At 38.6% G+C, this 23,908-nt stretch carries 22 protein-coding genes; 9 read left to right on the forward strand and 13 right to left on the reverse strand.

The features are described 5' to 3' along the window. Positions 1-1,704, reverse strand: coding sequence for a M61 family metallopeptidase (locus tag AC1M9H_RS06985; protein ID WP_481613056.1), 1,704 nt, complete (start codon positions 1,702-1,704; stop codon positions 1-3). Between the two features lie 179 nt (positions 1,705-1,883). Between AC1M9H_RS06985 and AC1M9H_RS06990 the strand changes: the two genes are divergently transcribed. From AC1M9H_RS06990 to AC1M9H_RS07005, 4 genes are all read left to right on the forward strand, one after another. Beyond that, positions 1,884-3,194, forward strand: coding sequence for a D-alanyl-D-alanine carboxypeptidase family protein (locus AC1M9H_RS06990; protein ID WP_481613057.1), 1,311 nt, complete (start codon positions 1,884-1,886; stop codon positions 3,192-3,194). 123 nt (positions 3,195-3,317) lie between these two features. Next, on the forward strand, positions 3,318-4,604 hold the full coding sequence (locus tag AC1M9H_RS06995) for an NAD(P)/FAD-dependent oxidoreductase (protein ID WP_481613058.1): 1,287 nt from the start codon (positions 3,318-3,320) through the stop codon (positions 4,602-4,604). 134 nt (positions 4,605-4,738) lie between these two features. Next, positions 4,739-5,221, forward strand: a complete 483-nt coding sequence (locus AC1M9H_RS07000; RefSeq protein ID WP_092767151.1) for an FKBP-type peptidyl-prolyl cis-trans isomerase — start codon at positions 4,739-4,741, stop codon at positions 5,219-5,221. 131 nt (positions 5,222-5,352) lie between these two features. After that, positions 5,353-6,768 carry a cryptochrome/photolyase family protein gene (locus AC1M9H_RS07005; protein ID WP_481613059.1) on the forward strand — a complete coding sequence of 472 codons (1,416 nt, stop codon included), beginning with the start codon at positions 5,353-5,355 and terminating at the stop codon, positions 6,766-6,768. Here AC1M9H_RS07005 and AC1M9H_RS07010 read toward each other — a convergent pair. Both AC1M9H_RS07010 and yaaA read right to left on the reverse strand, forming a co-directional pair. Beyond that, positions 6,757-7,386, reverse strand: coding sequence for an HD domain-containing protein (locus AC1M9H_RS07010; RefSeq protein WP_481613060.1), 630 nt, complete (start codon positions 7,384-7,386; stop codon positions 6,757-6,759). The genes AC1M9H_RS07005 and AC1M9H_RS07010 overlap by 12 nt on opposite strands. 33 nt (positions 7,387-7,419) lie before the next feature. Beyond that, entirely contained in the window at positions 7,420-8,199 is a 780-nt protein-coding gene (gene yaaA, locus AC1M9H_RS07015) for a peroxide stress protein YaaA (protein WP_092767157.1), read from the reverse strand. 123 nt (positions 8,200-8,322) lie between these two features. Between yaaA and AC1M9H_RS07020 the strand changes: the two genes are divergently transcribed. After that, entirely contained in the window at positions 8,323-8,952 is a 630-nt protein-coding gene (locus AC1M9H_RS07020) for an alpha/beta hydrolase (RefSeq protein WP_035267316.1), read from the forward strand. A gap of 67 nt (positions 8,953-9,019) precedes the next feature. Here AC1M9H_RS07020 and AC1M9H_RS07025 read toward each other — a convergent pair whose 3' ends face one another. From AC1M9H_RS07025 to AC1M9H_RS07040, 4 genes are all read right to left on the reverse strand, one after another. Next, positions 9,020-9,394, reverse strand: a complete 375-nt coding sequence (locus AC1M9H_RS07025) for a hypothetical protein (RefSeq protein ID WP_092767159.1) — start codon at positions 9,392-9,394, stop codon at positions 9,020-9,022. Between the two features lie 111 nt (positions 9,395-9,505). Next, a complete protein-coding gene (locus tag AC1M9H_RS07030) occupies positions 9,506-11,752 on the reverse strand; it encodes a bifunctional prephenate dehydrogenase/3-phosphoshikimate 1-carboxyvinyltransferase (RefSeq protein WP_481613061.1) in 2,247 nt (748 codons plus the stop codon). A gap of 19 nt (positions 11,753-11,771) precedes the next feature. Beyond that, complete coding sequence (gene pheA, locus AC1M9H_RS07035; RefSeq protein WP_035267321.1) at positions 11,772-12,881, reverse strand: prephenate dehydratase; 1,110 nt, start codon at positions 12,879-12,881, stop codon at positions 11,772-11,774. A 280-nt stretch (positions 12,882-13,161) separates the two neighbouring features. Next, positions 13,162-14,304: an acyl-CoA dehydrogenase family protein gene (locus tag AC1M9H_RS07040; RefSeq protein ID WP_481597408.1), complete on the reverse strand. Its 1,143-nt coding sequence runs from the start codon at positions 14,302-14,304 to the stop codon at positions 13,162-13,164. A 211-nt stretch (positions 14,305-14,515) separates the two neighbouring features. On the opposite strand from AC1M9H_RS07040, the gene AC1M9H_RS07045 reads away from it, so the two are divergent. Continuing rightward, positions 14,516-15,517, forward strand: coding sequence for a glycosyl transferase family protein (locus AC1M9H_RS07045; RefSeq protein WP_481613062.1), 1,002 nt, complete (start codon positions 14,516-14,518; stop codon positions 15,515-15,517). A 50-nt stretch (positions 15,518-15,567) separates the two neighbouring features. On the opposite strand, the gene AC1M9H_RS07050 is transcribed toward AC1M9H_RS07045, so the two are convergent. Next, positions 15,568-15,834 (reverse strand): YeaC family protein, encoded by a 267-nt coding sequence (locus tag AC1M9H_RS07050; RefSeq protein WP_035267325.1) that lies wholly within the window; start codon positions 15,832-15,834, stop codon positions 15,568-15,570. A 2-nt stretch (positions 15,835-15,836) separates the two neighbouring features. Continuing rightward, positions 15,837-16,778 (reverse strand): NAD(+) kinase, encoded by a 942-nt coding sequence (locus tag AC1M9H_RS07055; protein ID WP_092767167.1) that lies wholly within the window; start codon positions 16,776-16,778, stop codon positions 15,837-15,839. A 227-nt stretch (positions 16,779-17,005) separates the two neighbouring features. Between AC1M9H_RS07055 and mrcB the strand changes: the two genes are divergently transcribed. Next, entirely contained in the window at positions 17,006-19,402 is a 2,397-nt protein-coding gene (gene mrcB / locus AC1M9H_RS07060) for a penicillin-binding protein 1B (protein WP_481613063.1), read from the forward strand. Between the two features lie 26 nt (positions 19,403-19,428). Further along, a complete protein-coding gene (locus tag AC1M9H_RS07065; protein WP_481613064.1) occupies positions 19,429-19,998 on the forward strand; it encodes a tetratricopeptide repeat protein in 570 nt (189 codons plus the stop codon). A gap of 31 nt (positions 19,999-20,029) precedes the next feature. On the opposite strand, the gene AC1M9H_RS07070 is transcribed toward AC1M9H_RS07065, so the two are convergent. After that, the gene (locus AC1M9H_RS07070; protein WP_481613065.1) at positions 20,030-20,932 is read right to left on the reverse strand and encodes a thiamine phosphate synthase; all 903 of its coding nucleotides are present in this window, start codon (positions 20,930-20,932) and stop codon (positions 20,030-20,032) included. A 136-nt stretch (positions 20,933-21,068) separates the two neighbouring features. On the opposite strand from AC1M9H_RS07070, the gene hemP reads away from it, so the two are divergent. Beyond that, a complete protein-coding gene (gene hemP / locus AC1M9H_RS07075) occupies positions 21,069-21,239 on the forward strand; it encodes a hemin uptake protein HemP (protein ID WP_035267337.1) in 171 nt (56 codons plus the stop codon). A 101-nt stretch (positions 21,240-21,340) separates the two neighbouring features. Here the strand turns inward: hemP and AC1M9H_RS07080 are convergent, their stop codons facing one another. From AC1M9H_RS07080 to AC1M9H_RS07090, 3 genes are all read right to left on the reverse strand, one after another. Beyond that, the gene (locus AC1M9H_RS07080; protein ID WP_481613066.1) at positions 21,341-22,672 is read right to left on the reverse strand and encodes a sensor histidine kinase; all 1,332 of its coding nucleotides are present in this window, start codon (positions 22,670-22,672) and stop codon (positions 21,341-21,343) included. Positions 22,673-22,684: 12 nt separating this feature from the next. Further along, on the reverse strand, positions 22,685-23,350 hold the full coding sequence (locus AC1M9H_RS07085; protein ID WP_481591355.1) for a response regulator transcription factor: 666 nt from the start codon (positions 23,348-23,350) through the stop codon (positions 22,685-22,687). Between the two features lie 146 nt (positions 23,351-23,496). Continuing rightward, on the reverse strand, positions 23,497-23,874 hold the full coding sequence (locus AC1M9H_RS07090; RefSeq protein ID WP_481591354.1) for a NirD/YgiW/YdeI family stress tolerance protein: 378 nt from the start codon (positions 23,872-23,874) through the stop codon (positions 23,497-23,499). Positions 23,875-23,908: the final 34 nt, after the last annotated feature.

Raw genomic sequence — 23,908 nt, forward strand, 5'->3', positions numbered from 1 at the left:
TTAAGCTTTAAGCCATTTCTCAACTTTATATTGATCGGAAACCTTAAGATCTACTTCAGTGAGTTCACTACCACCTGCTTGAACTTCAAATTGCATTAATTCATCACGACGGAAAGCATGCACATTAAAAGTACCTTCCAATTTTGCATACTTATCGAGTTGCTTAGTGGTCGCCTTTAAACCATCAACTGCGATGATAATATCATGAGCAGAAAGCCCAGCTTTAACACCAGCGCCATCACGACGAGCAGACTGAATTAATACACCTTCAGGTTTATCTACAAGTTTTAAACCAAATGGTAAAGATTTATCGTGCTTTAAAACATAGTCTAAGCCAAATTCAGGGAACAACTGATCAAGCGGTAACTCATCCGTGGTATTAATCAAATGGTTAATTTGTTCAGACCAATCATCACCTGTTAGTTCTTGGCATAGTTCATAGATGGTACGTTCATGAACCTGTATACCCTGTTGCGCATTTTCATACAGCTTACGCATCAATGCATCAAGACTTGAACCTCTTAAACGTAAACCTAAATCTAGACACAGCGCTACTAAGCAACCCTTGTTATAGTAACTTGTGCCAGCATTGTTAGAGTTTTCGTCTTGACGATAGAATTTGACCCATGCATCAAAACTTGACTCTGCTACAGTTTGAACAAAACGACCTGGATTTTGCAAATAACGATCGATCTGCGCCTTTAACAACTTCAAGTAAGATTCCTGAGAAATCACACCACTACGAAGTAGAATTAAATCATCATAGTAGGACGTGAAGCCTTCAAAAATCCATAACAAAGAGGTATAGCCTTCTTTGTCTAAATCATAATTCACAAAATTTTCAGGGCGAATAAATTTCACCAACCATGAATGAAAATATTCATGGCTACACAAACCTAAGAAACGCTGATAATCAGCGGAAGGTTCAACAGGCTCATTGGACTTAGGTAGATCATCACGTGGAGAAATCAAACTGGTTGAGTTCGGGTGCTCTAAACCACCATAACTGTTACCCGTCGCGATGGTCATAAAAGTGTAGTTTTCAAATGGTGCTGAACCAAACATGGATATTTCTGTCGCACAGATTTTCTCAATGTCTTGTTTCATACGTTGGACATTCATCGCATGTTTGCCAGAAACCACAAACTCATGTGGAATACCATTTGCTTCAAAAGCAAAACGAGTTTGATCTGCAAGCTCAAATGGTGCATCAATCAATTCAGCGTAGTTTTTTGCCTTAAGCGTATAGCGACCACGCACTAAACTTTTAGATGTCAATCCTGTAGCGAGTTGGAAATGTTTCAATTCATCTGGCAAAAATAACTCAACTTCTACCGCTTTGTCTTCTTGTCCTTCTAAACCTAAACATGCACAAGCAGGATTCACATATAAGCGTGTTTCATCAACATAAGCACCACGTACTGAGAGGTCGTATGCATAGACGTCGTACTCAACCGTAATCAGCTCAAAATCAGTATTAAATAACTGCCACTTATTTTTTTCATTTTTACGAATCTTGAGTATTCGACCATCTTCATCATAGGCACGAACAGACTCAATATGTTTTGAAAACTCTCGAATGAGATAACTTCCTGGAATCCAAGTTGGCAAGCTCAATACTTGAGTTGGTTGAGCAACGAAACGAACAGTAACGTGAATGAGATGCTGACGAAAGTCGTCAAATTCGATCTGATAATGCAACATAATGTCTTAATTGAGAAACTATAGAACCAACTTGTATTTAGATTAGCATTTTTTTACTTGGAGTTGCGCGATTCGTATTAATTGTCTACAAATCTGACTAGAGTTTCAGAAAAAAAAGGCATAGCATGCGGTGTGCTTGATGATCTATGCCATTGGATTGGCTTATATAGGTAAACCCGTTGAAACTCTACTCTGCTCTACTCATAATTTTTAGTTTTTTTATTGTAAATATCACACATGCTTCCTTGTTCGAAGTTGCACCAGAAAGTTTAGAAGCTGAAGCATGGACTGTCTTAGATCCACAATCAGGTCAAGTCATTACTGAACACAATAGCCATGTCCAACGTGCACCAGCTTCGTTAACCAAAATGATGGTGGCATACATCGTTCTGAAAGACATTCAAGCAGGTAAAATTAACAAAAATGAAGTTATTACTGCCACACCAGTCGTCAATGTAGTTCAATGGGATGAGTCTCAGATGTATCTGAAACCGACTCAACAAATTACGATTGATCAGCTTTTGGCAGGCTTAATTATCATGTCTGCCAACGATGCTGCTGTCACATTGGCTGAACGAATTTCAGGATCTGTACCTGCATTTGTTCAACGCATGAATCAAGAAGCCAAAGCACTTGGCATGAAAGATACAAATTTTGCCAATCCCGCGGGCATTACAATGGATATGCACTATTCTACAGCGCATGATTTAGCCGTGCTCGCACAAGCACTCACCAATGAAACACCCGATTACCTTGACTACTCGAAACAGCAAAGTTTTACTTACAATCAGCATTTTCACCGTGCAACGAATATCTTACTTAAACAAGATGCTACTGTTGATGGTTTAAAAACAGGGTTTACTCGTGCTGCAGGCTATAACCTTGCACTTACAGCCAACCGACCAACTCAACAATTTGACCTCAATCAAAGAAGACTTATTGTTGTGGTACTCGGTGCTCAAAGTGGCTTCAAACGCGCTGAAATCGCACATCAGCTTTTAAACCTATCCTATGCTTATACACGCAATGAAATTGCAATTAAAAATAAGCAACTAATTGCTGAACTCCCTGTAGTCGCATCGACCTTAAAAATGTTCAGAGTCGAAACTAAAAAGCCAAGTATCGTGACGACCTCTTTGTATAACGCGAATCAAATGATTGATATGCGTAATTTTGACAATCAAACTCATCGTTTGATTCAAACAGATGCTTTTGGATTCACTTCAGCTCTTGAGCCTTTACAGCAAACTCAAACGCATATGAACGTCGAGCTACTAACACAATCATTAACCGCACCTATCGCGCAAATTCAGCAGTTGGCACGTATTCATATCTATCAAAATAACAGACTCATTCAAACGGTATTGATTGAAGATGAACTTCAAATTGATGAAGCATCATGGTTTGAAAGTATTTTGAATTGGTTTAAACAATTATTTAGTTTTGGATCTAGCAGTACAAATCAAGCAAAAATCTATCCTTTAAACTGATTGCAGTTTTTTATTGTAAATCTGTAACTTGTAATACAAAAAGAACAATTCTTTTAAAAAAGAGATGGCATATTAACTCCCATCTCTTTTTTATTTATGACGCTATAAAAATAGGAATATTAAATGTCGAATCTTCATCATATTGTCATTGTGGGTGGTGGTGCTGGTGGCTTAGAACTAGCAACACAACTGGGTGACACGCTGGGCAAATCTAAAAAAGCAAAAATTACATTAGTTGACCAAAAGCTTACACATATTTGGAAACCACTTTTACATGAAATTGCAGCAGGTACGTTAAGCCCTAGTGATGAAGAAACAAACTATTTTGGTCATGCTGCGAAGCATCATTATGAGTTTGTATTGGGTAAATTTGAACAATTAGATCGTGAAGCCAAGACCATTCAATTGCTCAAACCTGTTGCATCGACCTATGACCAATCGACTGATCATTTAACGCTAAGTTATGACACTCTTATTCTAGCGGTTGGTTCGGTTTCCAATGATTTCAATACTTCAGGTGTGCAAGAACATTGTCACTATTTAGATAATCCAAAACAGGCTGAACAGTTCCAGCAGCATCTACTTCATCTTTATATCGAAGCTCAAAATAACAATGACCATCGTGAGCTGCATATTGGCATTATAGGTGCAGGTGCAACAGGTGTTGAGCTTGCAGCTGAATTAGTTCAAGCCAAACAAAACTTCTTTAAATACGGTCTTAATAAAATTGACCCTAAAAACGTCAAAATTTCACTAATCGAAGGCGCGGATCGTATTCTACCGGCTCTTTCTGAAAAAATGTCAGACCACAGCACTAAGCAGCTTAAGCGCATGAATGTGGATATTTTAACGTCTAAGCGTGTCGAAAAAGTGGATGCTGATCAAATTTACTTTAATGATGGAAGTTCAATTCTAGCACAATTAAAAGTTTGGGCTGCAGGCATTAAAACTCCAGCAGTGATTCAAAACCTAGAAGGCTTCGAAAAAGATCGTATGGGTCGCTTACACGTATTTGCAACACTCCAAACAAAAGCAGATCCGAATGTTTTTGCTTTCGGTGATTGCGCATACTGTATTTTAGATGCTCGTGAAACAGCTTTAGGACCGCGTGCGCAAGTTGCAAGTCAACAGGCTGCTTTCCTCGTTGATGCAATGAAAGCGCGAATTTCAGGAAAATCACAACCGATGTTCAATTTTTCTGACAAAGGTTCACTTGTATCTTTAAGTGAGAATAAAGCAGTCGGTGAATTACTTGGTCAGGTCAATGTTCAAGGATTTGTGGCGAAGTCGATGTATGTATCGCTTTACCGACTGCATCAAGCCACGATTTATGGTTATGCACAGGCAGGGTTACTCACAGCCAAAGATTTTATGACCAGAAAAATAGCACCTAAAATCAAATTGCATTGAAAATCGAAAAGACGCCCCAATGTAATATTTAAGCGTTATAAATTATCGAAACTGCATTTTTTTTAGAAAATTGTCTACAAAAATTGGTTTTCACTTTATGATGTACCCTTAAAATATTTGAATGGATCATTAACATGACAGTTATTGCAAATGACCTTGTGGTTTTATTTAACTATAAATTGACTAATGCAGAGGGTGAAACTCTCGATCAATCTCAAGGTGAACCACTTGCATATTTGCAAGGCGCTGGCAACATTATCCCTGGCTTAGAAAAAGCAATGTTAGGTAAAACGACTGGTGATAAATTCACAGTAACGATTCCTGCTGCTGAAGCTTATGGTGAGTACAACACTGATTTAGTTCAAGAAGTACCTAAACAAATGTTCCAAGGCGTAGACAACATCGAAGCTGGTATGCAATTCCAAGCGCAAACTGATGATGGCGTTCAAATTGTGACTGTTAAAGCTGTTGAAGGCGAAAACGTAATCGTTGATGCTAACTTCCCGCTTGCTGGTCAAGACTTAACATTTGATGTTGAAATCGTTGAAATCCGTGAAGCAACTCAAGAAGAGTTAGATCACGGTCACGTTCACGGTGTAGGTGGTCACCACCACTAAGATCTACGGATTTTAGGACAAAAAGGTGAAGCTTCTGCTTCGCCTTTTTTTTATGCAAAAAATTACAATGCTTAACGATTTAAATGATTCAAATTCTTATAATTTCCTGAGGATATTTGGATATTAATCATATGAATCTCATTTGGTTTCGTCAGGATTTAAGAGTTAGGGACAACTCGGCGTTAATGGAGGCAAACCGGCATGGGAATACTTGTGCATTGGTGATACTTTCGCCTGAACAATGGAAATTGCATGATGATGCAGTGATTAAAATTGACTTTTATCTTCGCCAACTTAAATCACTTGAAAGTGAGTTAAAGCAATTCAATATTCCACTTGTGGTAGAAATCGTGCCCCAGTGGGACGATGTACCAGCTAAAATATTAACTTTCGCAAAAAAATATCAAATTACTGCGATACACGCCAACATTGAAATCGGCGTGAATGAGTTACATCGTGATGCACAAGTGCAGACCTTATTAGAATCGCATCAAGTAACTGTCAAGTATTATCATGACCGCACAATTTTCCCACTTGGATCAATTCGAAATAAGACGCACCAGCCTTACCAAGTTTTTGGTGCTTATAAACGTGCATGCTATGAAATCTTGAATATCTCTGTTCCTCAACCACTCGCTGTACCGAAAGTACAACCTCACGAGCTTATACAACGCTTTCATACCTCCAAAATTCCATCGATTCATGATTTTTATCCTGATGCTCAGATTAAATATCAATGGCCTGTTGGAGAGTCATTTGCACTACAAATGCTCGAGAAATTTGTTGACGAGAATTTAGAGACCTACAAACAACAACGCGACTTTCCAAACATTAATACTACCAGTCAATTATCACCGTATTTAAATCTAGGAATTATTTCGATTCGACAATGTTTGGCTGCAATTTTTAGTCGCTCAAATGGCAATTTTCATCTCTACTCTGATGGTCAACAAACTTGGTTAGATGAATTATTATGGCGAGAATTTTATCAACACATCCTGTTTGACTTTCCAAGATTATCGAAATATCAACCATTCAATTTAAATACATCTAATGTGCCATGGCGTGATGCACCCAATGAATTAAATGCTTGGAAGTTTGGACAAACGGGTATTCCAATTGTGGACGCTGGAATCCGTCAAATGCTTCAAACAGGATGGATGCACAATCGTGTCAGAATGATTGTCGCCATGTTCCTTAGTAAGAATTTGCTCATCGACTGGCGTAAAGGCGAACAATGGTTTATGCAACATTTGATAGATGGGGATTTAGCAGCAAATAATGGTGGCTGGCAATGGTGTGCTTCAACAGGTACAGATGCTGTACCTTATTTCCGTATTTTTAACCCCATTAGTCAATCACAAAAATTTGATAGCCAAGGTGATTATATTCGCAAATGGGTACCTGAATTAGCTCATCTTGATGCGAAAATCATTCATGAGCCTTATGCTAAAAATCCGAATCTTAAACTCAATTATCCAAAACCTATTATTGATTTAAAGATGAGTCGACAGCGCGCATTAGCTGCTTTCAAATCAGCTAACTAATGCTCGTTCTAAATTTTGTTTGGCTTGATTTTCTAAAGTGTCATGAAAATATGCTGTTTTATAAATGGATTCCATTTGATAAAAGCTATTAAGAACTTCATTTCGTTTTAATGTATAAATTTCAGAGGGTACCCAACTGAATTCTTGATGAATTTGCTGCTGATATTCTTCAAAACGTTTGCCGTTTGAACCGAGAATTGCAAGATCAATATCAAGTAAATAGTTAAGGTCTGAATCAACTGAAGCACGATGCTCTTTGGTCGCTAATATCCACTGATAAATTTTCTCACATCTCCTCATCTCCATGTGGGGAGATATGATGTTCAGCATCATATCAGCACTTTGTTGTTCATTATCGTGTGCCTTAGGCTCATATATGACATCATGAAACCAAAGAGTTATAGAGACTGATAAAGGATCTTTTAAATTTGGTAGAACCAATTGTAAGTGATCCATACATTCAACGATATGCTGCACTGTATGATAATGCCGATGAGGCTCACTGTAATGAACTTCTAATCTATCAAGAATAGATATGGAATCCTCTGAGGATAGTTCAAGCTGTTGTGCAGTAGCGGCCCAGTATCTTCTCAACTGTTTTAAATATGAATCAATCATCAGACACCTTGCCCAGCTACCGCCTATTTATTTTCAAGCAGCCTGCTCATCACGTTTAAATACGAGCTCACCTTTCAAAGAACTTTCAGCATCGAAATAATAGCCATCCGTATTGAATGATTTAAGATCATCCACAGTATTAGGTTTATTTTCGATAATATAACGTGCCATCAATCCACGCGCTTTTTTTGCATAGAAACTTATTACTTTATATTTTCCATTTTTCTGGTCTAAAAATACGGGCTTGATAATTTCAGCTTTAATTTTGCTTTCTTTCACCGATTTATAATATTCATCGGATGCGATATTGACCAATAAATCACTCTTGGCTTCTGATAAATCTTGGTTGATCAATTGGGTAATTTCATCTCCCCAAAATTCGTAAAGATTGTGACCGCGTGGATTTGCTAATTTTGTGCCCATTTCTAAACGATAAGGCATCATCAAATCCAGTGGTCGAAGTAATCCATAGAGACCCGATAGCATTCTTAAATGGCATTGAGCATATTCTAAATCAGCTTGCGTAAGCGAATACGCATCCAGACCTGTATAAACATCGCCCTTAAAGGCAAATATTGCTTGGCGTGAATTTGATAAATCAAAGTCTGATTGCCAATCTCTAAAGCGTTCCACGTTAAGATTCGCAATTTTTTCACTCACACTCATTAATTTGGCGATTTCTGAAGCAGACAGTTTACGACTTACGTCTATAAGCTGTTGTGAGTGGTCAAGCAATCTTGGTAAAGTATGTTCATCAGTTGGAAGTGTAGATTCATAATCTAATGTCTTAGCAGGAGAAATTAAGGCAAACATAGAAACCTGATCAAAAAACAATTAATCAAACTATAACAGTAGACTTATTTTATTTCCAATTGTGTTTTTTTTAATTATTGACGTTAAAATATACGATTCTCCTGCACGTTAATCGGTATTTTTATGTCTGAACAAATGTTCATTCAAGGCCCTGTTGGCAAAATTGAGGTTTTTGTAGATTATCCTCAGTCTGAAGTAAAAGGATTTGCGGTCGTTTGTCACCCTCACCCGCTTCAAGGTGGTACTCCTCAGCACAAAGTTCCCACTCTGTTAGCTCAAATGTTCCTTGAGCGTGGTTATATCGTTTATCGTCCAAGTTTCCGTGGATCAGGTCAAAGTGAAGGGGTTCACGATGAAGGATTTGGTGAAACAGAAGATATTTTAGAAGTTATTCGTCAAGTACGTGCAAAACACCTTACATTGCCTTTCTATGTTGGAGGCTTTAGTTTTGGTGCACATGTTATGGCGAAGGCATATCATGCACTACCTCAAGAAATTCAACCTGAACAAGTCATTCTATGTGGTTTACCAACAGCCACAGTTGCTGGTATCCGTCACTATGTTACTCCGGCAATTAAAGGTGATATCCTGTTTATTCATGGTGAGGCAGATGAAGTCACTTTATTATCCGATTTAATTGAATGGGCAAAGCCTCAGCGCCATATTATTACAGTGCTACCTGGTGCTAATCACTTCTTCACAGGTTATTTGAAGCAACTTCGCGTCGCGATCACTCGCTTCCTTACGGCTTAATATAAATATTACGTGTTTCAGAAAAACCCAGTGTAGATTCTTTACATTGGGTTTGTTTTATTCCTCGTTAGGATTTCCATTCTAGCGACTGGAACGACTCATCTTCTCTTAATGTCTGCTCTACTGCTTGCGCAAGTTGTTTAATCACACTCTGCGTCTCAATTTTTTGGAACCAATCCTGTTCCTCATCAGCATGCGCACTTATTTCACATACAAAATGTCCTTCGCCATCTGGTTGATTACAGTTCACCCCTAAAGCGATTGGGTGATCAGAGACACTGACTTCTAATTCATGCGGATTCGTAGTTTGAGTGTGAAATCCATGTTGCACCAACTGTTCAGATAACAATGCTGTAACGTAAGTTTGTGCATTATCATGAGAATGACTTGAATGAGCCTTAGCGTATTTCGTTTGATCAACTAAAAATTGTAATTTTTTCATTTCCTCATCCAAAGGCTTTTTAATTATATAGAATTAGAATAAGCAATATAAACAAAACAGCCAAGCTTTTGCTTGGCTGTTTGAAAAGAAATATACAAATCTTTGGTCGTATTATTCACTAACTTGAATAGATAGACCCGCTTGTTCTGTGAGTTGAGTAAATGTTGGGAAACTTGTTGCAACGGTTTCAGTTCCCAAAATTTTAATTGCGCCTGAAGTACGCAGACCCGCAATGGAGAAACTCATGGCAATACGATGATCATGATGTGACTCAATTTCACCACCTGTAAAGATAGCAGACCAATCACCAGACTTACCTTTACCTTCAATAATAATGCCGTCATCCGTAGGCGTACAATCAACACCCATGGTTTTCAATCCATCAGCCATCACTTGGATTCGATCAGACTCTTTTACACGAAGTTCAGCTGCACCAGTTAACACTGTTTGACCTTCAGCACAAGCTGCAGCAATAAATAATGCTGGGAATTCATCAATCGCTAAAGGTACTTGATCTTCAGGCATGTGGATGCCTTTCAAAGTACGAGTGCCACGAATTCGAATATCAGCGATTGGTTCACCACCTGCAATTCGTTCATTCTCGACTGAAATATCAGCCCCCATTTGCTTCAAAATTTCGATCACACCAGTACGAGTAGGGTTAATACCCACTGCCTCAAGTGTTACATCTGAATTTTCAGTAATGGCAGCACCCACCATAAAGAACGCAGCAGATGAAATATCTGAAGGCACTTGAATATTCGTGCCAACTAACTTACCACCACCTTTTAAAGAAATACGGTTACCTTCAGTTTTCACATCATACCCAAATGCACGTAACATACGCTCAGAGTGATCACGTGTAGGTTCTGGCTCAGTCACCGACGTTACACCTTCTGCCCATAAACCAGCGAGCAAAATGCCAGACTTCACTTGTGCAGAAGCCATCGGTAAATCGTAATGAATACCTTTAAGTTGCTGATTACCTGTGATCGATACTGGCGGTGTGCCACGCTCACCTGTTGTTTGAATTTGAGCACCCATTTCACGGAGTGGCTTTGCAATACGTTCCATAGGACGTTTGCTCAACGATGCATCACCAGTCATTACTGAGTCAAATTTTTGCGCAGACAACATCCCTGACAGAAGACGCATCGAAGTCCCAGAATTACCCATATAAAGCTCACTTGCTGGAGCTTTAAGGCCATACATTCCTACACCATGAATCGTGACTTCACCATTTTTTGGACCTTCAATATTTACACCCATATCACGGAATGCTTGAAGTGTTGCTAAGGCATCTTCACCTTCTAAGAAACCAGTAACATGTGTTGTACCTTCAGCGATCGCACCAAACATGATTGAACGGTGTGACACAGATTTGTCACCTGGCACGCTAAATTTTCCAGTAAATGATTTAGCACCCGGCAGAATAGTAAATTGCTGTGTCACAGTTTTGTTCTCCATTAAAGGTTTCTTGGCAAGCATATGGTTAAAATGTTGGCGTGCTGCTTGAGCATGTCCAAGCAATCCCATGAGTGCTTTTGAATCTTCGTTTTCAATGAGCTGTCGAATATGAGCCAATTGGTTCTCAAATCCATCAACAGCATTCAAAATCGCTTTTTTATTGGCAAAGAATATGTCATGCCACATTTGTGGATCACTCGCCGCAATGCGAGAAAAGTCTCTGAAACCACCTGCTGCATAACGGAAAATGTCCAGATTATCTTCACGATTTGCAAGTTGCTCAACCAAATTGAATGCCATTAAATGTGGCAGATGACTTGTATGCGCAAGCACCTCATCATGCTTTTCCACATCCATACAAATTACTTCAGCTTGAGCAGCTTGCCATAACTGAATCAGTTTTTGCACTGCCCACTCAGCACTTGTTGCTAACGGCGTTAATATCACTTTGTGGTTAGCAAATAAATCTACTTTACCTGCATGAACACCAGTATGTTCAGCACCAGCTATTGGATGCCCTGGAACAAAACCTGCGGGTAACTGCTCACCAAAAACCGCAATTGCAGCCTCAACCACATTGCCTTTGGTACTGCCCACATCTGTAATTATAGTATCAGGAGTAATCACAGATTTGATCGAGTTCAATACAGATTGTGTAGCTCTCACGGGTAAAGCAAGAACAATTAAATCTGCATCAACCACTGCATCTTTGGCATCAGCATATCCTTCACTAATCAAACCTAAAGCTTTAGCATCTTCTAACGTTTGAACAGATCGCGTAGATGCCACAACATTTTCAGCAAGACCATGTGCTTGAATGACACGTGCTAAACTTGATCCAATCAATCCTAGCCCAATAAATGCAACTTTTTTAAATAAAGGTTGAGACATATCTAAGTTTCAACTCTTTTTAAAGTACCGCAATTGGGTATGAACCAAGAACACGGATTTCTTTGACTAATGGACGAATTTCTTCGACAGCCGCACGTACGTTCTCTTGTTCGATATGCCCTTCTAAATCGATAAAGAATACATAAGCCCATTTTTCAGGCAAAGCAGGTCTTGTTTCGATACTGGTCAAGCTAATGTTATGTTTAGCGAACGGCGCTAAAATTTCTAATAACGCACCTGCACGGTCATGTGCAGAGATCAATAAAGAAGTTTTATCATTACCACTTTGTGGTACTTTTTCACGCCCAATAACTAAGAAGCGTGTTGTATTTTCTGGATTATCTTCAATATTGCTATGTAAGATTTCTAAATCATATAAGCTCGCAGCTGTTTCAGATGCGATTGCCGCAGAATGCCATTCATTACGGATACGGCGAGCAGCTTCAGCATTCGAACTCAAAGCCACACGTTCAACACCTGGATAATGAGCATCGAGCCAACCACGACATTGAGCTAAAGTTTGTTGATGCGCATAGATTTGTTTAATGCTATCTTTACGCGTATTTGAAGAAATCAAAAATTGATGATGAATACGTAATTCAACTTCACCAATCACATTTAAATGTGACGCTTTAAAACAATCAAGCGTGTGGTTAACCACACCTTCGGATGAGTTCTCAACAGGAACTAAACCATAATGTGCACTGCCTGCTTCGACTTCACGGAACACTTCATCAATTGTAGGAAGTGGGCGCACAACCGCATCATGTCCAAAATGCTTCAGTACTGCCGAATGGGTGTAAGTTCCTACTGGACCAAGGAAAGCAATGCTTTGTGGTGCTTCTAAAGCAAGACACGCAGACATAATTTCTCTAAACAAACGCGCCATCGTCACGTCAGATAAAGGACCTTCATTACGCTCCATCACATTACGCAAAACTTGTGCTTCACGCTCAGGACGATAAAACATTGGATTTTCTTCAGAAGCAAATTTTGCTTTTGCTACAGCTTCAGCAAGTCGTGCTCGACGGTTAATCAGTTGTTGGAGTTGTTGATCTACTGAGTCGATATCTTCGCGTATTTTAGCTAAGTCTAAAGAATTCGTCGTGTTTTGATCATCGTTGATCATTGTAATGTCGCCTTACAGAATCAGTTATGTAAACAGTATAACAATAGTTAGCTTTCAAATGTTAAGCAACCAAACTTTATGGCAATAAGACTTAAAAATATACAGTTGAAATAATCATCAATCCAATACGCGCTATAAATTAGAAAAAAGACAAGAACATTGAATAGGATAGCTTTAATCTTTTTTTTAAATCAGTTCGTTCTATAAGTTTTAAAATTGAAAACACATTCGAATACATCTCGCTTGTATTCCTCAAGCGAGATGTAAATACGGATAAAAATTAACGTCCTAGCATGCCACGTGCTACGATTTCTTTCATGATTTCGTTGGTTCCGCCGTAGATTCGTTGAATACGTGCATCCACAAAGAAGCGTGAAATAGGATATTCCGTCATATAGCCATAGCCACCAAAGAGTTGCAGTAGATTATCCGCCACTTTCATTTGCATATCTGTACTGAAACTTTTTAATGCAGCTGCTGTTTCAACATCCAATTTCCCTTCTTTATACAATGCTAGGTTTTGATTATAAAAAGCGGCTGTAGCCAGTTCATCGATTTTCGCTTGTGCTAAAACAAAACGAGAATTTTGGAATTGTCCAATTTTTTGACCAAAAGCCTGACGTTCTTGGACATATTGAACTGTCACATCAATTGAACCTCGAATTGCTCCTAATGCTGTCGCAGCAATCGCTGTACGTTCACGTGGTAATTCTTGCATCAAATATGCAAATCCCTGACCCGCTTGACCTAAAAGCTGATCAGCTGGAACTTTGACATTGTCAAAAAAGAGTTCCGAAGTATCTTGCGAATGCAAACCGATTTTGTCGAGATTTGTGCCTTTTTTAAACCCTTCTAAATGAGTATCAACCAATAGAAGTGAGACGCCTTTAGCACGTGCCTGAGGATCTGTTTTAACGGCAAGCACAACCAAGTCTGCATGCTGACCATTTGAAATAAAGGTTTTAGAGCCATTCAAAACATAATGATCACCATTCAAAATGGCATTCGTACGGATGGCTTGTAAATCAGAACCAGCACCTGGCTCTGTCATTCCAATTGCTCCCACCACTTCACCAGAAACCATTTTTGGCAACCAGTATTTTTTTTGTTCTTCGTTCGCGATGTGTAGAATATATGGTGCTGCAATTTCTGAGTGACATGAAATACCTGTCGATAATGCGCTATAACCTGCACGTGCCGACTCTTCAACCAACATTAAAGAATATTCTGTTGGAACACCATAACCACCATATTCTTCAGGAACATCTACGCACAAGAAGCCATTTTCACCAAGTGCATTCCACACTGAACGTGGCATTTTTCCTTCGCGTTCCCACTGCTCATAATAAGGAGCAACGTGCTCACTCATAAAACGTTTGAAATTATCACGGAATAATTCTAAATCTGCATCATATGCCAACATTCTTGTGTTCCTTACACTTCATTTTTTTATAAGTTTTCATGCTATCCCGTTTTTTTCCAGTTGTCATGGACAAAAGCGCTTGAAAATTCATACAATTTGGTCAGTCTCAAAAGCTAAAAATAATGCTTGATCATTGAATTTGATATTTAGCTTTTATTCGAAGCATCATTCCACGTTACAATGTCATTAAGAACATCCAACTGCATTGATCATGAATACAAAACGTAATTTATATAAAGACTTTGAACATCCATTTGCGCAATTTGTTCGTATTCTTGGCAAAGGAAAAAATGGTGCGCGATCACTGACCTATGAAGAAGCCTATCAAGCATTTGAGATGATTTTAAAAAATGAGGTATTAGACGTTCAGCTGGGTGCTTTTTTAATGCTTTTACGAGTGAAAGAAGAATCTGTAGATGAACTGGCTGGCTTTGTGCAAGCGACTCGTGATCAACTTAAATTTAGAGCTATTGATGTCGACCTAGACTGGTCTTCTTACGCGGGGAAACGCAAACACTATCCGTGGTTTATCTTATCGGCGTTAACCTTAGCAAAACATGGTCATCGTATTGTAATGCATGGGGCTTCTGGACATACCATTAATCGATTATATACAGAACAAGTTTTAGAGTATTTAGGTTATACCATTTGTCAAAATGAAAACGAAGTGACATCAGAACTGAATCAGCATAACTTTGCCTATATACCACTCGAAGCCATTTCACCTACCTTGAGTGATTTAATTGCATTACGCAATATCATGGGCTTACGCTCACCCATTCATACGCTTTCACGACTCATCAATCCCTTCAATGCCAAAGCCACTTTACAAGCGATATTTCACCCTGCTTACCGCAGTTCTCATCAACAGACTGCCGCCAAATTAGGTTACGTTAACAGTGCGGTGATTAAAGGTGAAGGCGGTGAATTTGAACGAAACCCAGATGCAAAAACCTTAATTTGCGGTATACGAGACGGTGAACTGTATGAGCTTGAACTTCCGAAACTCACAGCTGATCGTTCAGCAATTGAAGAAGAGTTGAACTTAGATACTTTCAAAGAAGTATGGTTAGGTGATTCCCAACATACTTACGGAGAGATGGCTGTTATTGAAACTATGGGAATCGCACTTTACACCATGAATGTGGCTGATACATTTACACAAGCGCAGACTTTGGCTCAAGAATACTGGCAATCACGTCATCGAGTTTAACTTCGGATTAAAAAAAGACACCATCAGGTGTCTTTTTTAAGCATAGAACATTATACAAAACGTATAGGTTGAAATTCTGGCTCTGGAACATGTGAATCACATTCATCACCTTCCTCTTTATGACCTTTATCAATATACCCTGATCTTTCTGTTTCTGGCAGATTTTTAGCTTCCCAAGCAATGACTGCTTGCATTGAAATCTGACGCTGCTCTTGAGTTAGAGCTACACCGTTTGGCCATTTACCGATTTCAACGGCAGTTCTTAAACGAGCAACGATGTCTGCATCCAAAACTGATAACATTTGTTCAATATTCATGTTTAGTCCTGCTGATGAAATGAATCGTAATCTTGATTCCATCCTAGTTTGGTACGACATGCCATATAAAAGTCGTATCCAGGTGGATGTAATAAAGTAAGTTTGAAAGGATGTTTGCGAATATGCAACCAATCACCTTCATTTAAAGAAACACTGTGTTGCCCATCAGCACTCACCATAGGCAACACTCGATTCTTACGAATTTGAATTTTAATTTCACTTTGACCACCCACCACAATCGGACGAGAAGAAAGCGTATGCGGGTGCATTGGCACTAGCGCGATCGCATCCATACTTGGGTGCAAAATTGGACCGCCACCAGAAAGTGCGTATGCTGTTGAACCCGTAGGTGTCGATACAATCAAACCATCACTGTGTTGGCGATAAACATATTGACCATCAATATGAAGATCAAACTCAATCATATGGACTGACTTACCTGAATGCAGAACCACATCATTCAATGCTATTGCATCATAAATCAGTTCATTTTTACTACGAACTTCGACTTCTAATAAAAAACGGCGATCTAGCTGAAACTCACCTTTCAAGACTTGATCTAATTTAAATAACACTTCTGTCGGTTTGATATCTGTTAGGAAACCTAAACGCCCACGGTTTACCCCGATGACGGGAGTATTGTATTTCACTAAAGATCTAGCCGCTTGAAGCAATGAACCATCACCACCTACGACAATCACCAAATCTGTAACTTCACCCAATAAAGCTCGACTGACCGTTTGCGAATTTTTATAAGGGACCAATTTAGCGGTTTCTGAATCAAAAACTGGATGCAAACCTAAACTAATCAAATGGTCATGAATTAGACTTAAAGTCTCAACCACAGATGATTTATCTGGTCGTCCAATTAATCCAATATTACGAAATGACTTTGCTGAAAGTTGCACGTATGCTACGGCTCCAGATGAATTGTTGAGTATCATATCATCATCATTCTGTGACTTACATATTTCAAGCCTGCTTCATGTTATGAATTTCACGAATAATTTCACATTTCCCCAACTTAAAATCTTAATTTTCTCCTTAATATTGAATTAGATAAATCATTACATTTATCTAAAAAAGGCATAAATTCACAGTTTAATTATTGCAAATTATAAAAAAGCTTCGCATGATGAGCGCAATAAAACAGGGTTTTGCTTTTTGATCTATGAAGTTTGAACGTGGTATTGGCTTAATTGCATTGATTTTCTCAGTGCTGGTGATTTCTGCATTTGTAGCTTTTAGTATTTATCTAATCCGTTTAGATAATATTATTCGCGATAAATTTGAAGGCAATCGTTGGGATATTCCAGCGAAAGTATATGCACGTCCCTTGGAAGTTTATGCTAATGCACCCGTTGAGCAACAAAGCTTCATTCAAGAGCTAAGTCTGTTGGGTTATAAAAACGCTGAAGACTATACCAAGCCAGGTAATTTTTTGGTTCAAGGTAATACCATTTATGTCCACACGCGTGGTTTCGATTTTGGTGATAGTGTAGAACCAGAACAAATCCTCCAAGTCAGTTTTGGCGCTAGTCAAATTTCAGAGATTAAAGCAACAAAACCATCGAGTACGGGGATTGCCCGTCTAGAACCAATGTTAGTTGGGGGAATCTACCCTCAACACAACGAAGACCGTGTTCTCATTAAACTCAATCGTGTTCCTAAACCTTTAATTCAAGCGCTTATTGCCACTGAAGACCGTAACTTCTATCACCATCACGGCGTCTCGTTTCGTGGTACAGCACGCGCAGTTGTAAGCAACGTTACTGGTGGTAAGCGTCAAGGTGGTTCTACACTCACGCAGCAATTGGTTAAAAACTTTTATTTGACCCCTGAACGTACAATCAAACGTAAAGTGAATGAAGCCTTTATGGCTTTGTTGCTTGAGTTTCATTATGACAAAGATGAAATTCTGGAAGCATATTTGAATGAAGTTAATTTAGGACAAAATGGTAATTACTCGATCAATGGCTATGGTTTAGCGTCTCAATTTTATTTTGGTTTACCACTTAGAGAATTGAGTGTAGCGCAACAGGCTTTCCTTGTTGGACTCGTTCAAGGTCCTAGCTTATACAATCCTTGGAGAAATCCTGAAAGTGCATTAAAACGCCGTAATGTTGTTCTAAACAATATGTTAGTCATGGGATATTTGACTGAAGATCAATATGAAACTGAGTCAGCTAAACCTTTAAACGTGATTAAAAAACCGACTTTAGGTCCAGCTCGCTTCCCTGATTTCCTAGACATCGTACGTCGTCAACTCAAAACAGAATACCAAGAAAGCGATTTAACGAAACAAGGTCTTCGAATTTTCACAACATTAGATCCAATCGCACAAATCAAAGTACAAAAATCATTTACAGATTCAGTATCAAGACTGTCTAAGGCCAATCCTGCACGCTTGAAAGAGCTTCAAGGCGCGGTATTAGTTTCTCACCCTGAAAATGGTGAATTGATTGCGGCCGTAGGTTCAGTATCTGACTTCACAGGTTTTAACCGCGCAGTTGATGCAAAACGTCAGGTAGGCTCATTATTAAAACCTGTTATTTTCCTAACTGCTTTGGAATCTGGTCGTTATAACTGGGCGACGGCAATCGAAGACTCGCCAATTAGTGTGCCAGTCGATCGCAATCAGACTTGGACCCCAAAAAATTATAGCGGAACTTCGTATGGTTACGTCCCAATGGTTCAAGCTTTAGCCAATTCATATAACCTATCTACAGTTCGCTTGGGACAAGAATTTGGACTTTCTTCATTTACCAATCATTTAATGAAGTTTGGCGTGACTTCACCTATTCCAAATTACCCATCGATTTTCTTAGGGGCTGTTGAAATGTCGCCTATGGAAATCATGAATATTTATGGCAACTTTGCAACTGGAGGGTTTAAATATCCTACAAAATCTATCCGAACAGTTGTTGATACCAATGGTCAGCTCATTAATCGCTACAGTTTAAATGTTCAACAAACGATCGACCCATCGGCTGCTTATATTTTAAATTACGGATTACAACGTGTGATGTCGGCAGGTACAGGACGTGCTGCATATAACGGCCTCGCTCCGAATCTAAATCTAGCGGGTAAATCAGGTACGACCAATGATACAAGGGACTCGTGGTTCGCGGGGTATTCAGGTAATCATTTGGCAGTTGTCTGGCTTGGATTAGATGACAATAAAGTCACAGGCTTAACGGGCTCATCTGGCGCTTTACCCGTGTGGACCAACGTAATGAAGCAACTGAAGCAAAAACCTGTCAATTTACGTCAACCTGATGAAGTACAGTGGCATTGGATTGACTCAAATAGCGGCGAGCTTTCAGCACAAGGTTGTCAAGGTGCGCTCTATGTACCGATACTTAAATATACTGTTCCTCGTCGCGCAACAGCATGTGGCTTACCACACTACCAAGTAGAGCCGACTTACGTTCCTGAAACGAATGCAGAAGAAATTCCAGCAGAAGACAGCATCGACCAATATATTCGTGAGAGCGAAACAGAAATGGAACGGGATTTAAATACGAATGCCACTCGAGTACTTTCGAGTGGAAGTTATAATCCTTGAAATAAGTTTAGGAGGAGTTAAGGTTAATGACAAAACTGAATTTTAGCGTACTATTCGCCAGCATATTACTCTTAGGCGGTTGCCAAACTTTAACCTCCTCTCGAAACTCACAACCGTCTCAGAAACCCAAACAAGCTGAGACTAAAACAACACCATCTCAAAAAGATGCCGATGGTATTAAAATTACGCCTTATGATCGACCCGAGATTAAACGGGAACAATTACAAATTGTTATTCCTGAACAGAAAAGCTCAACTCAAAAATTCGATGATGGCCGCCAACTTCCCGCATTTAAAAACTTAATGCAACAAACCCATCATGCATTTCGTCAAGCAAAATGGAGTGAAGCTGAAAAAGCCGCACTCCAAGCACAAAGACTTGCCCCTCAATCTGCAGAGACCTATATGTATCTCGCGATGATAGCCAACCAAAAAAATGAAGCAAAAAATGCTGAATCATTGGCAAAACGAGGTCTCAGTTATGCTCAAACAGCAACGATGAAACGACAACTTTGGCAAATTATTTTGAAATCAGGTCAACTCCAAAAAAATCATAAACTTATTCAAGAAGCACAAAACCAAATCAAGAAATTTTGATGTAAGCATGAGTTTTGCTTTTTTAATGCCTTTAAAAATCACGAATACCAGCAATTCCATAAGCTCCATGTTGTATGGCCTGATCTAATAACTCAGGCTTCATACCGCCTAGCGCATAAACCGGTATATGAATATCTTTTGATAACAATTCAAACTGCGTCCAACCTAAGGGTGCTTGCTGAGGATGCGATGTAGTACACAGTACTGGACTTAAAAATATTGCATCAAAACCTAATGCTATAGCTCGACTGACACTAGAATGGTCATGACAGGATGCGATGCGTTTAATGCCCTTCCATTCCTCCATAAATGAATCAGAATTTAATTGCATCAACTGATCATGTTTAAATTGTACGGCAAATACTTTTTTCTGATTTGATTCTGATAATCCCATCCACACATCACGATTGATAATGAGCTGATCCAGTTGATTATACTGGTTGAGTTGCAGCGCAAAATCTAAAGCATTTTCAGTTCTCAAATAGCTAACTTGATTATGATCAATGGTTGTATCGATACGATCTATATTTTTTATTGCAATTTTATTCGGCCAGAGTAGTCGTTTAACAATGGCATCATTGGCTTTAGGAAAGTTCAAAATGCTTAGTGCTGAACGATCGTGCCATGTCCAAGGACTTTCAATATGATCTAGTAGAGACTGATCTACATAAGCCTGATAAATGTGCAATTTTACGATTAGATCTTCATATTCATGCGTAATAATATCGAATAAATAGACATGATCTAGAAAAATTCCCACCTCTTCTTGAACTTCACGCTTGCAAGCTTGTTCAGGAGTTTCACCTAACTCCACTTTTCCTCCAGGAAACTCAGCTTTATCCCCCTGATGTAAAGAGACTTCTCTCCATCCTACAAGAACTTGATTTTTGTGGAATAACAACGCTATAGAAACATTAAGAGTTTTTTTTGACATGATTATCTTTCAAAAAATGAGTGCTTAATTGTAAGCATTTTATGTTTTTTTATAAATGAGAAAAATTATCGTTGACAGCCCTATTCGATAATGATTATCATTTAAATCGTTCACCACATACCACGGAGTCCAAGGAATGAACGCACCATTTAGCTTATTCACACGTAATAACGAAAACCACCAAGCATTACCAATGCTTCACTCAAATAATCTATTTGCTCTAGGCAGAGAAATTCGCATCATGCATGCAGGAGAAGAATATCGCCTTCGTCTCACACGAAATAATCGACTCATTTTGACAAAATAAAAATTCTAAAATTTGATAATAATAATCGTGGAACTAAGCAGTATTAATCAGCGCATACTGCTTCTTTAATTTTATTTCTTCAAATTTATTGATAATTAATTTTAATGAAATTTAATTTCAACTTTTAACCCACCTAACTCCGATTTCTTAAATACAATCTCGGCTTGATGTAGTTCGACAATTTTACGGCAAATTGATAATCCTAATCCTGAGCCCGATGTACGTGTGCCTAACTTACGATAAAATCTTTCTCCCAGCCGATCAATTACTGTTTGCTCAATGCCGTGACCTTCATTTTCAATCACAAATAGAATTTCATTATTATTTTGTTTGATTAAAATATCAACGATTCCATTCTGTGGCGTATAGCGGATTGCATTATCGACTAAATTTCGAATGCAGCTAAACATTAACTCAGGATTTGCCTTAATCGCATGATTTCCTAACTCAGTTTTAAACTGAATATTTTTTTCTTGGCTCAAAGGTTGTACTGAATGTAAAACCTCTTTCGTCAAACGGTCTAAATCTATGGACTGTATCGGTACATCTTGCGTTGAAGACGGATCAAGTCTGGCCAACAAAAGTAAATTTTCTAAAATATTTGAGCCCCTACTCACATCTTTTAGAATCTGCTCTAAGTCTTGTGACAAATCCTCATGATCAGACTGGTATTTTCGTTTTAAAAGTTGTAACCGCATTTGAATCGCAGAAAGTGGCGACCTTAATTCATGGGATGCATCAGCTGTAAAACGTTGTTCCGCAGTAATTGCCCGATCTAAACGCTCCATCATTTGGTTTATTTGACTCACAATAGGTTGCAGTTCTTTTAGTTCTGGTTTTGAAGGTGTAATCGGTGATAAATCCTTAACAGTCTTTTGGGAAATTAATTTTGAAAGTTGGTGAATAGATCTAAACTGACGTCGTATAATAAAGTGTAGAATAAACCATTGAATGCCCCATAAAATAATGAGAACACCACCGTAGCCCAGCAAACTTTTGAATAACTGATCAACACGCGCTGACATGGGTTGAAGCATAGTTAGAATTTGCTGATCACTTTGCTCACTGTAATAACGAAATAATCGTCCTTCTAGCCAAACAAAACCAAAGTGATCATTCTGAAAAAACACCTTGGAACCAATTTGATTGAAAGCAAGGTCTTGGGATTCAATCAAAATAAGTTCATCGAGCTTTAATTCATATTTGATATCAAATTGTTCACTTAAATCATCTAACTCATTTCCCACATGACTTGAAATATCACTGACCAAAATCAAATCGGCGATTTCATCCATCATATTGTCATGGGTCTGCATGTTTTGGTAAAGCGAGATCACCAATAAAAGAATTAATGCGATAACGCCCGCCAACATCGAACTGAGCATTGAAGACTTAACAAGACGATTTTGTAAAGAAATAGGGTGCTGATGCAACGCTGTTCTACCTTAAGCCTGATCTAAATTCATTCTATAACCTAATCCGCGAATCGTTTTAATCATGGTTGAGCCTATTTTTTTCCGAATCTGATAAATAAAAACTTCAACTGCATTACTTTCAATTTCATCACCCCAAGCATATAAGGACTCTTCTAGTTGTTCACGTGTTACAACACGTTCAGGATGTTGCATCAACTTATATAAAATTTGGTACTCTTTCGCTGTGAGATTGACAATTTCTGAATTCAATTTAACAACTTTGGTTTGGGGGTCCAAACTCACGGATCCATACATTAGGATTTGAGACGTGCCTTTGTGCTGAGTACGTAATTGTGCTCTCACTCTCGCCGAGAGCTCATCTAAACTGAATGGTTTAACTAGATAATCATTAGCCCCCAAATCAAGTCCTCCAACACGATCTTGGATACTGTCTTGGGCTGTAATAAAAATAACTGGTGTATTGTGTTGGTGTTTTCTTAAATGTGTCAGAATGTCATCACCAGTTGCTTTCGGTAATCCACGATCAAGTAATAAACAATCATATTGATGCTGCTCAATTGCTAATATCGCATGATCTCCACGCTCGACCCAATCAACACTATATCCATCCATTTCTAACCAAGCTTTGATACTTTCAGCTTGTGACACATCATCTTCTGCTAACAATATACGCATGTCTCTCTTCACTAAGCCACAATTCATTCACTATAAAGTTTTTCAAAAAAAGATGCATAAAAAAACCACATTTCTGGAGAATGTGGTTTTTTTGGTTTGAGTACTTAAAAGCCATAAATCAAATACTCAATTCAGTAGATAGCTCATTAAAATTGAACTTGATCTACATCAATTTCTACACGCTTAGCAGGCTTATAATCAATATCCACTTCACCAATTAATACAACAGGTGTTTTTGCAGAGATTGGTTTACCTTGCCAAAGTTCATCATCAATATCCACAGTGATCACACCCGTGCTATCGCGGAATTGATATTTTTCATCACCAGTTGCCTTAACAATATAGCCTTTTAATTTCACTGGGGTATCATCTTTGGCAGTTAAAGCACTTTTAACAGTCGTAATTGCTTGTGGTGCAATGGCTGCATGATTAACAGCACTTTGGTTCACTGCCGTATTAGCCATTGCGAATGTAGTTGCACCGACTAAAACTGTCGCGATTAAAGCTTGATTTAACACTTTCATTTTCTATACCTTTTCAAGTGATGTTTGTTTCGAT

The organism is Acinetobacter sp. ANC_7512, from assembly GCF_056779935.1.